Source organism: Arenibacter algicola (assembly GCF_000733925.1).
GTDB classification, from domain to species: Bacteria; Bacteroidota; Bacteroidia; order Flavobacteriales; family Flavobacteriaceae; genus Arenibacter; species Arenibacter algicola.
The window spans coordinates 721,697-735,693 of record NZ_JPOO01000003.1 but is presented as its reverse complement, the minus strand read 5'-3'; the positions used below and the strand labels follow the sequence as shown (position 1 = coordinate 735,693).

Annotated in this window: 12 protein-coding genes; 7 read left to right on the top strand and 5 right to left on the bottom strand. The window is 39.0% G+C overall.

Annotated features, from left to right (window positions below; translation table 11 throughout):
* Window positions 1-55 precede the first annotated feature (55 nt).
* Window positions 56-796, bottom strand: a complete 741-nt coding sequence (locus tag U735_RS0113415; RefSeq protein WP_031444312.1) for a phytanoyl-CoA dioxygenase family protein — start codon at window positions 794-796, stop codon at window positions 56-58.
* A gap of 88 nt (window positions 797-884) precedes the next feature.
* Window positions 885-1,418 carry a DUF2784 domain-containing protein gene (locus tag U735_RS0113410; protein ID WP_232233263.1) on the bottom strand — a complete coding sequence of 178 codons (534 nt, stop codon included), beginning with the start codon at window positions 1,416-1,418 and terminating at the stop codon, window positions 885-887.
* Between the two features lie 47 nt (window positions 1,419-1,465).
* On the opposite strand from U735_RS0113410, the gene U735_RS0113405 reads away from it, so the two are divergent.
* From U735_RS0113405 to U735_RS0113365, 7 genes are all read left to right on the top strand, one after another.
* Complete coding sequence (locus U735_RS0113405; RefSeq protein ID WP_031444310.1) at window positions 1,466-3,409, top strand: helix-turn-helix domain-containing protein; 1,944 nt, start codon at window positions 1,466-1,468, stop codon at window positions 3,407-3,409.
* 180 nt (window positions 3,410-3,589) lie between these two features.
* The gene (locus U735_RS0113400) at window positions 3,590-4,102 is read left to right on the top strand and encodes a hypothetical protein (RefSeq protein WP_069857915.1); all 513 of its coding nucleotides are present in this window, start codon (window positions 3,590-3,592) and stop codon (window positions 4,100-4,102) included.
* Between the two features lie 385 nt (window positions 4,103-4,487).
* Window positions 4,488-6,155 carry a hypothetical protein gene (locus tag U735_RS0113395; protein ID WP_031444308.1) on the top strand — a complete coding sequence of 556 codons (1,668 nt, stop codon included), beginning with the start codon at window positions 4,488-4,490 and terminating at the stop codon, window positions 6,153-6,155.
* Window positions 6,142-6,795, top strand: a complete 654-nt coding sequence (locus U735_RS0113390) for an SCO family protein (protein ID WP_031444307.1) — start codon at window positions 6,142-6,144, stop codon at window positions 6,793-6,795. The genes U735_RS0113395 and U735_RS0113390 overlap by 14 nt, the downstream gene beginning before the upstream one ends.
* 367 nt (window positions 6,796-7,162) lie before the next feature.
* Entirely contained in the window at window positions 7,163-9,286 is a 2,124-nt protein-coding gene (locus U735_RS0113380; protein ID WP_031444306.1) for a M3 family metallopeptidase, read from the top strand.
* A 206-nt stretch (window positions 9,287-9,492) separates the two neighbouring features.
* On the top strand, window positions 9,493-10,008 hold the full coding sequence (locus U735_RS0113370; RefSeq protein WP_031444305.1) for a nuclear transport factor 2 family protein: 516 nt from the start codon (window positions 9,493-9,495) through the stop codon (window positions 10,006-10,008).
* 252 nt (window positions 10,009-10,260) lie between these two features.
* Complete coding sequence (locus tag U735_RS0113365) at window positions 10,261-11,151, top strand: DUF4382 domain-containing protein (RefSeq protein WP_031444304.1); 891 nt, start codon at window positions 10,261-10,263, stop codon at window positions 11,149-11,151.
* Window positions 11,152-11,375: 224 nt separating this feature from the next.
* Here the strand turns inward: U735_RS0113365 and U735_RS0113360 are convergent, their stop codons facing one another.
* The 3 genes from U735_RS0113360 to U735_RS0113350 are packed head-to-tail and all read right to left on the bottom strand — an operon-like array spanning window position 11,376 to window position 13,703.
* Window positions 11,376-12,053, bottom strand: coding sequence for a type 1 glutamine amidotransferase domain-containing protein (locus tag U735_RS0113360; protein ID WP_031444303.1), 678 nt, complete (start codon window positions 12,051-12,053; stop codon window positions 11,376-11,378).
* A gap of 47 nt (window positions 12,054-12,100) precedes the next feature.
* Window positions 12,101-13,099: an NADP-dependent oxidoreductase gene (locus tag U735_RS0113355; protein WP_031444302.1), complete on the bottom strand. Its 999-nt coding sequence runs from the start codon at window positions 13,097-13,099 to the stop codon at window positions 12,101-12,103.
* Between the two features lie 25 nt (window positions 13,100-13,124).
* Complete coding sequence (locus U735_RS0113350) at window positions 13,125-13,703, bottom strand: TetR/AcrR family transcriptional regulator (RefSeq protein ID WP_031444301.1); 579 nt, start codon at window positions 13,701-13,703, stop codon at window positions 13,125-13,127.
* Between the last annotated feature and the right edge of the window lie 294 nt (window positions 13,704-13,997).

Sequence of the window (13,997 nt, the reverse complement as noted above, 5' to 3'; positions counted from 1 at the left end):
CAACCGAACTAATTAAGGTGCATAGGGTTTGGTTATATTTAGGGAGATTATGCTGTCACAGTACATCCAATATCTTTTGGGCTGCCAACCCTATTCGTTGTTTGGTCTCCTCGGTTATATATTTTCTTTGGTCTATCTGTTGGGGTTGATCAGAGGTGCAAAAATAACTGTGGATGCTCCTTCTTGGTTTAGTAGTACGGTTGGTAGTTCCTCCGTGCCAGGCGTGTGAATTAAAAATAAATACGGATCCCGCTGGGGCCTTAATGATAACTTCATCAGGATGGGGAAGGCTGGGGTCCTTCATTCTTTCTTGTGGCGATACACCAAGTTTATGGGTTCCAGGCACAATCCTGGTGGCACCGTTATTTTCGGTGAATTCGTCCAACAACCAAATGGAGTTGCATACCTTATATTCACCATGGACCGATTTATTTCCCCAATCTATGTGTAAATTCTGATGTCCAAGTCCGGGTTTGGCAGCCCTGTAGTTAAGGGATGATAATTTGAAGGATGGGCCCAGAACGGCGGCGATGCCGGCAAGTACTCTAGGGTGTGTGTAAAACACATCAAAAACATCCCCTTTATTCACCAGATCGGCCAACCTGTCGGCACCCTCCTCTTTGGGATGTCTAATATATTTGGACTCCACTAATTCCGCACCGGCAGCCTGACCTTCATTGAGCATTAGGGTTTCAATCATATCGTTTATGGCCTTCACCTGTGCATCCGTCAATAGTTTGCCCAGCGATAAATAACCCTGTGTTTCCAAAATTTCAATTTCCTCTTCGGTAAGCATACTTAAGTATATTTATTATTAATTCAAGAAATTATTTAATCAAAAAAGGTACAATATTATTTTGATAACATCGACCATTATAATTGTACTAATTTTGATCGGACTTTTTTTGGGAAATAAAGTTTACCCATAACGAGCACATTAAGGCTAAAACTGCCAGTGAAAGGGTCAATGTATTGGTAAGTCCTGCATTGGGCAACCAGCCCGTTGTACTTTCCACCAAAAAAGCAATATAACTTGAAGGTAGATCGGATTTCCCCATACGCTTAAGTATCCCATAATGCCAATCCGTTAAAAAGCAGTAGCCCCATCCCTTCCAAATTCCCAAAAGAACCCAGGATCCAAAGGTTAAAAGTAAGGAGATAAGATTAAGTTTTCGTGTGTGTGCAAACAACCAGCCGAATAAATTAAAAATAATCAGGGCCGAATGGAAAACAAAGAAAAAAATATTGGCTATCCCTAAAAATAAATCGTCCATTAGGTAAAAGGATTGGTTATTCTTAAAAGATAATAAATTTTTCCTGCCATACCGGTTTCGCCAAATTAGGGGAAAAGCAGTGGACTTAGGGGTGTTTAAAATATTATTATTCAGCTTTTTAAGGTAATATTTTGTATCTTTCATAGGGTTCAATATTTCTCCTCTCCCCTGAATCTTTAACCTAATTTCTTATGGACAATTTAGAATCACAGCGTGATGGCGAAAGCTTTCTTCTAAAATTGACCGAGATTATTCGTAATAATTTTGATAACGAACAATTTGGGGTTAAGGAAGCTGCCCGTATTTTTGGAGTTAGTCGCTCACATTTGCACAGACGGTTGAAAAAGTTGACTGGTAAATCCGTAAGCCAGTTCATTCGGGAATTGAGACTGGAAAAGGCAATGGAGCTGCTTCAAAAAGATGTGGCCACAGTATCAGAAATTGCCTATTCCGTAGGTTTCCATAGCCCTACCTACTTTAATACCTGCTTTAAGGAGCGCTATGGGTTTACTCCTGGGGAAGCTAAAGTTCGAGAGCACTTGGAGCTAGAACGGCCAAAGTTTAAAAAAACTGGTAAGGAGAAAACAATATTTATCGTAGTGTTCGGCATCCTATTCCTAATAACTATGTTTAGCTATATCAACAACAGGAGTATTCTGTCAAAACTCCAAAAGGATACTCCTTCAATTTCCCCACTATTGTCCGATGATAGTATTAAGTCCATTGCGGTTTTGCCCTTTAAGAATTGGAGCGGAGACCCCGAATTGGAATATATAAGTGATGGGATGACCGATGCTGTTATCAGTAGAATTTCTGAAATAAAGGAAATGGATAGAGTAGTTCCTTTTACGTCCAGTGTCCAATTCAAGAACAGCGAAAAAAGTATGCCTGAATTGGCAAAAACACTTAATGTATTTTATATTCTTGAAGGAAATTTTCAAAAACAGGGTAGTCAATTTAAAATAAATCTACGTTTGAATGACGGTCCCTTAAATAAACAAATATGGTCTGGATCATATTCTGGAGAATGGAAGACGAATGAAATTTTCGAAATTCAATCCAAGGTCGCGGAAAATGTTGCCAACATTATGAATGTGAAACTTACCGAAAGGGACTATGATGCTTTCACAGGAATACCCACAAAAAGTGAAGAAGCCTATAATTATTATCTCTTGGCAGAATATCAGAATAATAAATTTAATCAAACATCATTTAAGAATGCCATTCCTTTATATGAAAAGGCCTTTGCAATGGATTCAACTTTTGTAGAACCCTTGTTGGGCCTTGCCGACATATATGTTACAGGAGGTGCAGTTTGGGGCTTGTACGGAGAACAGGAGGCTTGGAGAAATGCCAAATTTTATTTGCAAAAGGCTTCAGCAATTGATGGTGAAAATGTGCGTTTGTCCGATCAATTGTTTGTAGGCAAATTTTATTTTGAATGGGACTTTGAGGCCGTGGAGCAGTATATTTCGGACAATTACGCCCATAAGGGTGCCGATAATTGGAATGAATATCTTTTTGTAGATTACTACATTAAGACCGGCAAATGTGCATATGCTCTTTCTGAATTGAATAAACTTATTTTGGAAGATCCCTCTTTTGGATGGTTATTTGCCATTAGGGCCTCTGTGATATTCTTTTTGCACTCGGCAGCAGAGGCTAAAGAAGAATTAAAACGCATTGATCCATTATTCTTGGATGATATGTTCTACCTAAGGGAAGCAGCCAAATGGTATTATTGTTTTGGGGCATATGAAGAGTCTAGATTAATGTTGGAGAAATTGATGAATAGTTTCCCTGACCGCCCGCCCATTGTTGCATGGCTTAATGCAGTACATTTTGAAATGGCCAATAACCGTTCAGGTGTTCAGGAAAGCCTTTCCACATTACAAAAACACTACGTTAAAGGTTCTTCAGGTAGTCCGGCCTGGTTTATGGCGCTGTATTACTGCCATATTCAAGAAGACAGGGAAGTATTCAAATGGCTTCAAAAATCCTACGATAACCACGAAGTGGAAATGACCTGGTTACGAGCCGAGCCTTTGTTGGCGCCATATAGGCAGGATCCGAGGTATTTGGACCTGTATAAAAAAATGAAGTTTCCCGTACCTCCTCTGTCATCTTTAGACTAAACAAATTGCTTATGCGGTTCTATTCTCCTTTTAAAGCAACATAAGTGTAAGGCTTTAAGTCATTTGTTATATACTTCAAAATTAACTTTTAAGGAGCATATACATAATTGCTATGCGCAGCTAAACAATTAATCGCATCTTAGGTTTCAAGGAATTATGAACAGTTTAAACCACCTTATCATGAAACAATTTGTAACATTATTGATTTTTTTTAGTCTTGCAGGCCTGGTGCTTGCACAGGAAGACAATGACGGAATTGACCCTGTAACCTTGGACGCCATAACAGTATCTCCAGTTAATGTTGATTATTTACGGGAGGTAAATGATGGAAATACTCCGGAAGTTGTTCAGGAATTGCAATTCAAGGCCGCTAATTTTGATGTAACCTCCTTATCCGAATACGATAAAAAGGATATCCATACTTTTGATGTTGTTTTTAAAGCGAGTAACGGGGATATTATAGCGTCCTATACAGCTGATGGTTCAATAGTAAAAGCCTTTGAAAAGTTTGAAAATATTGTACTGCCAATGACCGTGCGTAAAATGGTATTTGACGGCAATGATGGATGGAAAATGGAAAAGAATCACTATATGTGTGTATTTTCCGAAGACAATTTGACCAAAAAACAGTACAAGGTTACTTTGACAGACGGGCATCAAAAGAAGAAAATGACCTTAAACTTTGATAAATAATAATTCAATTGTGAAGTAGTTTCTACAACCTTATTCCTCCGGTAAGGTTTTTAGGGCGATATCCGAGTATTAAATCCATTAATAAAGGCCATGAATTTACCTACTAAATTGCGCAATCAGCTAATTAAAATTCCGTACCTTTAATAGAGTTAAGCACTAAATAGGAAATGAAATATTGGCTTTATCTAAAAGTGCTTCCACTCATTGTCTAAGCTGAAAAAATGGTCTATTTTTTAAAATACCATATATATGATGCACAATGAAGATCTTTCCAAACTTCGTGGATTGGACGCCCTTGAATCAGTATCAATAGTGAATTCTTATGGTGACTGGTTTTATAACGAATTAATAAAGCAATGGAATAAACTTAAACCTCGAAATTGTGATGCGCTCAAGCAAATTGGGATTGCTAATGGTGCTCGTTTTGTGCCTTTATTCCTGTAAGGATAAAAAGTCGTCAGTAGATGTAACCGCAATAAATTTATTGCGGGGAGACATAAAATTATGTGGTAATGGGGAATTTGGAAAGGTTGATTTTCCATTTTCATGTAACCCCAGTATCAGGGAGACCTTTGATTTGGGAATTTCATTATTACATTCCTTTGAATATGACGAAGCAGAAAAGGCTTTTGTAAAGGTCATTGATGCCGATCCAGATTGTACCATGGCCTATTGGGGTGTTGCCATGAGCAATTTTCATTCCCTGTGGATACAGACCGGCACGGAATATTTGGAGAAGGGTTCCACTATATTGAAGATAGCAGAGGCCTTGCCGCAAAGTGAAAGGGAGCGCGATTATTTAGAGGCTATAGGTGCGTTTTATCATGGCTGGGAAACTGTAAATCGACCAACCAGAATTGCCTTGTTCGAACAAAAAATGGAAGCAATTCATAAGAAGTATCCCACGGACAGGGAAGCGGCTATATTTTATGCCTTATCCCTATGTGCCACTGCCGATCCAGCTGATAAAACCTACAGGAATCAATTAAAATCTGGTGAAATATTGGAATCCTTATTGGAGGTGGAACCCGATCATCCAGGAATTGCCCATTATATTGTTCATAACTATGACTGTCCCGAATTGGCGTATTTGGCACTGCCAATTGCAAGAAACTATGCTAAAATTGCCCCTGCCTCGGCCCATGCCCAGCATATGCCCTCACATATTTTTACTCGTCTTGGGTTATGGGAAGAGTCCATTCAATCCAATTTGAATTCGACGGCTGCGGCGCTCTGTTATTCAGAAAGTTTAAATCCAAACGCCCATTGGGATGAAGAACTGCATGGGATGGATTATTTGGTTTATGCCTATCTCCAGATTGGAGATAATAAAAAGGCCATAGAACAATATGGGTATCTAAAGACTTTTAAAGAGGTATTTCCGGCAAATTTTAAAATTGCCTATACGGCAGCTGCTATTCCCGCTAGAATTGCCTTGGAGAACAGGGATTGGAAGCAAGCAGCCCATTTGGAACTACCTGGTCTGCAGTTGGATTGGAATAAGTTTCCATGGCAAAAATCCATATACCATTTTGCAAGGGCCTTGGGGGCCCTGCATTTGAATGACAAGGAATCTACTCGGAATGAGCTATACATCATGAAATCCTTATATCAACAATTACTGGATATGCAAAAAGGTTACGAAGCCAATCAGGTACAAATTCAGATTAAGATGATCGAAGCTTGGATGGAATGGTGCATAGGCAATAAGAATAAGGCCATTGACCTAATGACCGAGGCCACTGCTATGGAAAATAACACGGCCAAACATCCGGTTACCCCTGGGGAAGTATTGCCAGCTGGTGAATTGTTGGGCGATATGCTATTAAAATGTAATAAATTGAAAGAAGCGCTTCAAGCCTATGAGAACAATTTAAGAACACACCCAAATCGATTTAATGGAATTTATGGTGCTGCCAAAGCTGCATTAGAACTCGGCGATAAGGAAAAAGCCCTAATGTATTTTAAAAAACTTATAGATATCGCTAAATCAGTCAATAGTGAAAGACCGGAAATCCAAGAGGCAAAATCGTTCGTTAATGCAATTATTTAAATATCCTAAGGGTGGTCCAGAAAAGTTGATTTGGTTCTTATTAAGTTTTATGTTACTTCATTCTTGCCAATCGCCAAAAAGGGAACTGCCCATTTATAATCCGGCAGATATAAATCCACTTTTGGTAGATTCAGCCGTACGAGATAGAAGGCAAAACCATACCATTGCCAATTTTAGTTTAATTAATCAAAATGGGGAATTGGTTACACAGGATGACTATAAAGATAAAATTTATGTAACTGATTTTATTTTTACCCGATGCCCGAGCATATGCCCTTTAATGACCAATAATATGGAAAAATTACAGGAAGCATTCAAAGGCGATGGTGACGTTAAATTTTTATCGTTATCCGTAACTCCTGAAATAGACAGTGTCCCTGTTTTAAAAGAGTATGCCTTAAATAATGGAGTGAGGGATAACAAGTGGAATATTGTTACAGGAAGTAAAAGGCAAATTTATGACCTAGCTCGAAAAAGTTTCTTTGCGGTAGTAGATGAGGGAGATGGTGGCCTTCAGGATTTCATCCATACCGAAAGATTTATTTTAGTGGATAAGAAAAAACAGATACGTGGTTTTTACGACGGTACCAAGGACGCGGATATAAAGCAATTAATTTTGGATATAAAAACCTTGGAATGACAAAAAAAGCGCATAAAATCAAATGGTTTCCTTTTGAAGATTTCTTAGGTTATCCATGGGCCGTTCAGGTGGTCCAGTTTATTTCTCTGGGGACAAAACCTTGGTAGGTGTAGATGGTAGCACTTTTAGGATAGGTTATATTCTTGTACAAACACAACAATGTCTGCTAGTTATTTTTTACAGAAAATAAAGTTGTCGACATTATTATGCAATTACTTTTTAAGAAGGCGTTACTTCTTTTAGCTATATAAATCCCCCAATTTTTTAATCTTCCTAAATCACTACCTGTTAGGACATTTTCGCTAATTAAGATCAACTTTCCAAATAACACCGATTTCCGTAATTTTGCCAAAAAAATAAATGTACTATGAACAAAGTATTTTGTCTGTTTCTTATATCGGTCTTAATGTTTGACTGTAAGGACTCAAATAAAAAGAATAATATAACCTCCCAAAATTTCATGAACACCAATCATAATCCATTAATCGCTGAAAGTACATTGCCATATGGCGCTCCCGATTTCACCAAAATTAATAACGATCATTTCAGAGAAGCTTTATTGCAGGGAATGGACGAAAAAAGAGAAATCATTGAAAAAATTGCAAATACTACTGAAGCGGCAACTTTTGAAAATACTATACTGGCTCTGGAAATGAGCGGTATGGTTTTAGACCGGGTCAGAAACGTATTTTCTGCACTTACAGGTGCCCATACCAATGATACGCTTCAGGCCGTGCAGGAGGAAATGGCTCCTAAATTTTCTGAACTTAACGATGCCATTTACCTGAATGATAAATTGTTTCAACGCGTTAAGTCCTTGCACAGTACAAAAGAATCTCTGGAACTTGATGCCGAATCCCAAAAATTATTGGAAGACTATTTTGAGGATTTTGAAATAGCCGGTGCCAACTTATCCCCAGAGGATAAGGAGACTTTGAAATCATATAATTCACGCTTGGCCACTTTGGTAAATTCTTTTAACAAGACCTTACTTGAGGCTAATAATGCCGGGGCCGTTGTTTTTACCCAGAAATCGGATCTCGCGGGATTATCTGAAGCCGAGTTGAAATCTTTAGAGAGCAAGGATGGGGAAGGATGGAAGGTTCCGCTTCAAAATACGACGCAGCAGCCATTATTACAATCCTTGAAAAAAAGAGAGACTAGGGAGAAATTGTTTCAGGCTGCTTGGTTGCGTACCGATGGCACTGCTCAGGATACTAAGGCCATAATTGCGGAAATTGCCGAATTAAGAGCCAAAAAAGGCGCATTGTTGGGATTTTCAAATTATGCAGAATGGAGCTTGCAGAATACCATGGCCAAAGTGCCGGAGAATGTGAATAAAATGTTTGCCGGCCTTATACCTGCCGCTACGGCAAAAGCTAAGCAAGAGGCAGAGGAAATTCAGCTAATGATAAAGAAAAAGGGAGGGGATTTCATTCTGTCTCCGTGGGATTGGAACCTTTATGCCGATATGGTGCGCATGGAAAAATACGATCTGGACGAAAACCAAATAAAACCCTATTTTGAATTGAAAACAGTACTTGAAAAAGGGGTTTTCTATGCCGCCGAAAAATTATACGGAATAACCTTTAAAGTCAGGACCGATATCCCTACCTATCATGAAGATGTATTGGTATATGAGCTTTTTGAAGAGAACGGAGATCCATTGGGATTGTTCTATGGCGATTTCTTTTCCCGACCAAGCAAGCGGGGAGGGGCCTGGATGGGCAATTTTGTAGATCAATCCAAATTATACAATAAAAAACCTGTTATTTACAATGTTTGTAATTATCCGAAACCCGTGGCCGGTGAGCCGGCATTACTGACCTATGATGAGGTGGAGACCATGTTCCATGAATTTGGACATGCCCTTCACGGCTTTTTTGCCGATCAGCAGTATCCTTCCTTGTCTGGTACCTCGGTCGCGAGGGATTTTGTAGAGTTTCCTTCCCAGTTCAATGAAAACTGGGCCCTGTACCCTGAAATCCTGAAAAACTATGCCCTTCATTGCCAAACAGGGGAGCAGATACCGCAGACGTTTATCGATAAGATAAAGAAATCCGGGACTTTTAACCAGGGGTATAGCCTAACTGAAAATTTGGCGGCCTCCAATTTGGATATGCAGTGGCATACCATTGGTTCCGATTTTAAAATTGAGGATGCCAATGCTTTTGAAAAGGAAGCTTTACGAAAGACTGGATTGGATGTGGTCCCCGCCATTCCCCCACGATATAGATCCACCTATTTTGCACATATCTTTGGCAGTGGTTATGCTGCGGGCTATTATTCCTATCTATGGACCGAAATGCTTCATCATGATGCCTATAATTGGTTTGAGGCCCATGGTGGACTAACCAGGGAGAATGGTCAGCGTTTGAGGGATATGATTCTTTCGCGGGGCAATACCCTGCCCTTGGAAAAAATGTATAAGGATTGGCGCGGCGGGGATCCAAAAATTGAACCTATGCTAAAAGCCAGGGGTTTACAGTAAATGTTGCCTTGTATTATCATGGTATTTCAAATTAAAAAGGGGGCTGTTGTGGGCCTCTTTTTTATTTTCCAAGATTGTGAACAGTCCCAACTTTTACTTTCTTGAAACAGGAAGTAGGCACCTACCAGAATTCCTTGTAAGCGAAATGTTGTAACAAAAGTTTAAGGGCATTATCTTTAAAAGCATAATCCTTAACATTGTTCACTATGAAAACCGTTTCTTATTTCAGGATATCGGGACTTTTTATCCTCATGTTATTATTTTTCAACATTGGACAGGCACAAATGGAATCCTCGTCCGAACTTTACCGTACAATATTAAAATTGGACAGTATCTTGTTCGAAAATGGTTTTAATAATTGTGAGCTCAAGGAAATGGAGCACTTAATTGCCCCTGATTTGGAATTTTATCATGATCAGTCCGGGATAAGCACTTCCAAGGAGGAATTTTTTAAGGCTATAGAACAGAATATTTGCGGAAGCGGGGACAAGAAGCCTATTCGTAAATTGGTAGCGGACAGTATGGAGGTATTTCCATTGTACAACAACGGAGTTTTATATGGGGCTATACAAAACGGGGTACATGAGTTTTATATAAAGGAGGCCCATAAAGAACTTTACATTACCGGGATAGCCAAATTCTCCCATGTTTTTATACTGCAGGATAGTAAGTGGCAGTTAAAACGGGTGTTGAGCTATGACCACCGATCGCTAGAAGAATAACTTGGGCCTTTTTGGGTAATGTTGCATAAAAGCAGTTGAAGCTCGATTTATAATGGATTCAAATAGTCACTTTTTCCTTATGTTTATTTGCTGATAATCTCTGGAAAATTAAATTTGGGATGCATTTCAACGAAAAAAATAAAAAATATTGAGATAGTGGTAGGGTATGCCCCATCTTTGGTTGTTGTTATATGTATAGCCTTTAAATAAGGAGGTAAACCAATTGATTACTAATTACTAAAATTTATAACTATGAAATTTAAACTATTTACAATTGCCTTGTTTTTTGTAACCGTTTTAATCTCTTGTACTGACAATGATGACAAGAATAGTGATTATGGAAGGCTTTCCGTTAATCTAACGGACGCACCTTTTCCACATGATCTGGTAGCAGAGGCCAACGTTACTATTTTTAAGATAGATGCCCGTTACAAAGGGGATATGGATATTATTTCCGAGGTAGAGGATAATTCAGATTCCTCAATGATAACAGAAGAAAAATCTTCCTTTGTTGTTCTGATGGAAGATGAAATGGAGGTCAACCTTTTGGAACTTACCAACGGAGTTACCAAGAATTTGGTCGATCTTGATGTGCCTGTTGGAATTTACGACCTTGTACGGGTATATGTTAAAGGTGTAAACGTGGTACTTACGGATGGCTCCACTTTTGATTTAAAAGTACCTAGCGGGGAACAAACGGGTATAAAGATCTTTATTAAACCTGGTCTTGTTGTTGAAGGCGGCCTAAGTGCTGATTTATTGTTAGATTTTGATGTAAGCAAATCTTTTGTAGCTAAAGGTGGAGGCAGTAATTTTGAGAATATAACCGGATTTAATTTTAAACCAGTCATTAAAGCTTGTAATATGTCCACCGCTGGTACCTTGTCTGGTAAGGTGACAACACTTCAGGAAGAAGTTGCAGTAGGATTGGAGGGAGCACAAGTGGCCGTTTTTGCAGCCGACACCTTGAATACTACTACTTTTACGGATGCTGACGGAAAATACATGGTTATGGGACTAATGGCCGGAAGTTATGATGTTGAGGTAGAATTATCAACCTACCAAAAACAGTCTGTTGCCGATATAGAAATAGTTGCTGGAAATACCACCTCCCAAGATTTTGTTTTGGTTGCTGGGGAATAACAATACTTTATAAGATATGTAAAAGGTGGGTGTCATAGCCCACCTTTTTTTGTATAAGATTATATAATTTGCCGTATGTTCAATGCAATGGGGAATCCAGTCCATTACAAAATTGAAGATTAGCTGTATCCAATTGAAATAAAATGCAGACCTAATCCGATTACAAAAAAAAAGCCGAACAACTATTGAAAGATGTTCAGCTTTTAAAGCTTAAAAGCGATTCCTTAATTAAGGGAAGCCAATAGTTTTTCCGCCACCAACTCCGAGGATGCCGGATTTTGTCCTGTAATTAAATTACCATCCTGTATGGCATAAGGAGCCCAGTCAGATTTTTTGGAGTAAATACCTCCAGTTTCTTTTAACATATCCTCCACTAAAAAGGGAACCACATTGGTAAGTTGTACGGCTTCCTCTTCAGTATTGGTAAATCCGGTTACCTTTTTGCCTTTAACCAGGGGAGAGCCATCTTCATTTTTAACCCCTTTTAGTGCGGCCGGGGCGTGACATACAAAGCCAATAGGTTTCTTCTGTCTGTTAAAAGTCTCAATGAGTGCTATAGAGGTGGTATCGTTCGCCAAATCCCATAGCGGTCCATGGCCTCCTGGATAAAATACGGCGTCGTAGTCACTGGGATCTATTTTTGACAAGGCCAAAGTATTCTTTATTTTATCCTGTGCCACGGCATCATTTTTAAATCGCTCCGTATCCTTGGTGCTGGCATCAGGAGTGTCACTGCTGGGATCTATCGGGGCCACCCCACCTTTTGGTGTCGCTAGTGTAATATCGGCCCCTTTGTCCAATAAAGTATAATATGGATTCGCAAATTCTTCGATCCAAAATCCAGTTTTCTTTCCGGTATCCCCCAATTCATTGTGGGATGTTAGTACAAATAATATGTTCATTCTAAATATTTTTTAATTAATTCTTAATTAGGGTCCAAATCCAAGTCTTAGACTTTTACGATCATTTTCCCTTTGTTTTTACCCTCAAACAAATCCAAAAATGCTTGTGGGGTATTTTCGAAACCTTCCACTGTGGTTTCGGTGTATGTTAATTTGTCTTCCGCCAACCAAGTGGATAACTGCTTCATGGCCTCCGGGAACTTCTCCGAATAATTGGAAACTATAAATCCTTGCATTAATGCGCTATTTTTCACCAAAAAGGGTTGAACGCTAATGCTCTTTGGAATTTCTGTGTTATTGTACACGGAAATAGCACCGCAAATGATCATTCTGGCAAATTTGTTGATATTAAATAGAACAGCATCAGAAATGGGGCCGCCTACATTGTCAAAATAAATATCAATACCATCTGGACATGCAGTTTTAAGGGCTGTGCCCATATCCTCTGTGGTGTTATAGTTAATGGCGTGATCAAAGCCAAAATCCGAGGTAAGCATGGCCACTTTTTCATCCGTTCCGGCAATACCCACAACATAGAGTCCCAGTATTTTTCCAATCTGTCCCACCACACTGCCCACGGCACCCGCAGCACCCGAAACTACTAAGGTTTCCCCGGCCTGGGGTTTGCCAATTTGGGTGAGCCCACAATAGGCGGTTAGTCCGGTCATACCCAAAATGCCCAAATAGGCACTGAGGGGAGCTAGGTCCTTATTTATTTTTAAAAGGCCTTCCCCTTTGGAAACCTGTTGGGTTTTCCAGTCCATCATCCCCGAAACATAATCCCCTTGTTTAAATTTATCGTTCTTGGAAGCAATAACTTTCGCTACTACCCCGGAGGTTATGGGTTTACCTATCTCAAAAGGTGGTATGTACGACTTGGCATCGCTCATTCTTCCCCTTAAATAAGGGTCCACGGAAATATAAGTAGCCTCCAAAAGTATTTCGCCTTCTTGGATGCTTAGATCCTTTGCCTCCTTTAAAAATTCAAAATCCGATAAAGTAGGTTTCCCTTTAGGTCGTTTTTTTAATAAAATTGTCTGAATCATAATGTTGTTTTAAGTGAATTGAGTTTTATTTTTTAATACTGTTCCATGCCGCCTGATAGGCATCCTCTAGGTGATCCTGATTTAATTGAAAAACACCCCTTTGTTGCATTACCATTAAAAAGGAGAGGGGATTTATGGAGTACGCGTATAATAGGTAGGGCGACAAAGGTTTTATAATACCTTCCTTCTGTCCCCTTTCCCATAAGTCAAGTAAAGGTTGAAGGTGTTTAAGACCTTCCTGTCTACTTGCTTCATCTATTATTGGGGTATTGTCGCACTGGGCAAGAAACATAGCTTCTTCTACTTCCTTAAGTTTAAAATCGGCAATGCGCTTCCAAATTATTTCAAAACCTTTGGATACAGGTATGTCGTTACTGTAGTTTTTGAAAGCATAATCGGTATAAGCCGCCTTTACTTCTATATAAACCTTGTTTACAAGGTCCTGCTTATTATCAAAATACAGGTAAATGGTAGCGGGTGAGACGTTCGCCATTTTTGCAATCTTGGACATTGGAGTAGCGTGAAAGCCATTGTTATTGACTAGGTTAATGGTAGCTTTTACCAAGGCATTACGCTTTTCAATACTTTTTTGAAGTTTTGCCATAATGTTCTAAATGGAAATTTATAAAGTGCTGTTCAGGGTTGATAGCAATATGGGTACAAAGATAAGAGTAAAAAATGAATGTTCATTCTTTTTTATATCACTTTAACAAAAGTTTACAGGAATAAAAATTTGCATAAAATAGGATATTGTTATTAAAGGCTGATTATTTGGGAGTGGTAGGGGATAGTGGTTAATTTGGGAGGACTATGATTAAAGCAAAATCTGACCATGATGTAATCTGCCAAAATCATCGTATTCAAAAAGGTATAGCCTTTAGATACGCAATACAGAGCG

What these genes read in the sequence shown, in the direction of transcription:
- U735_RS0113390 (WP_031444307.1), top strand. Translation starts at nt 6,142, where the DNA reads ATGCAATTATTTAAATATCCTAAGGGTGGTCCAGAAAAGTTGATTTGG.
- U735_RS0113410 (WP_232233263.1), bottom strand. Translation starts at nt 1,418, where the DNA reads ATGAAAGATACAAAATATTACCTTAAAAAGCTGAATAATAATATTTTA.
- U735_RS0113365 (WP_031444304.1), top strand. Translation starts at nt 10,261, where the DNA reads ATGAAATTTAAACTATTTACAATTGCCTTGTTTTTTGTAACCGTTTTA.
- U735_RS0113370 (WP_031444305.1), top strand. Translation starts at nt 9,493, where the DNA reads ATGAAAACCGTTTCTTATTTCAGGATATCGGGACTTTTTATCCTCATG.
- U735_RS0113415 (WP_031444312.1), bottom strand. Translation starts at nt 796, where the DNA reads ATGCTTACCGAAGAGGAAATTGAAATTTTGGAAACACAGGGTTATTTA.
- U735_RS0113350 (WP_031444301.1), bottom strand. Translation starts at nt 13,703, where the DNA reads ATGGCAAAACTTCAAAAAAGTATTGAAAAGCGTAATGCCTTGGTAAAA.
- U735_RS0113360 (WP_031444303.1), bottom strand. Translation starts at nt 12,053, where the DNA reads ATGAACATATTATTTGTACTAACATCCCACAATGAATTGGGGGATACC.
- U735_RS0113400 (WP_069857915.1), top strand. Translation starts at nt 3,590, where the DNA reads ATGAAACAATTTGTAACATTATTGATTTTTTTTAGTCTTGCAGGCCTG.
- U735_RS0113405 (WP_031444310.1), top strand. Translation starts at nt 1,466, where the DNA reads ATGGACAATTTAGAATCACAGCGTGATGGCGAAAGCTTTCTTCTAAAA.
- U735_RS0113395 (WP_031444308.1), top strand. Translation starts at nt 4,488, where the DNA reads ATGCGCTCAAGCAAATTGGGATTGCTAATGGTGCTCGTTTTGTGCCTT.
- U735_RS0113355 (WP_031444302.1), bottom strand. Translation starts at nt 13,099, where the DNA reads ATGATTCAGACAATTTTATTAAAAAAACGACCTAAAGGGAAACCTACT.
- U735_RS0113380 (WP_031444306.1), top strand. Translation starts at nt 7,163, where the DNA reads ATGAACAAAGTATTTTGTCTGTTTCTTATATCGGTCTTAATGTTTGAC.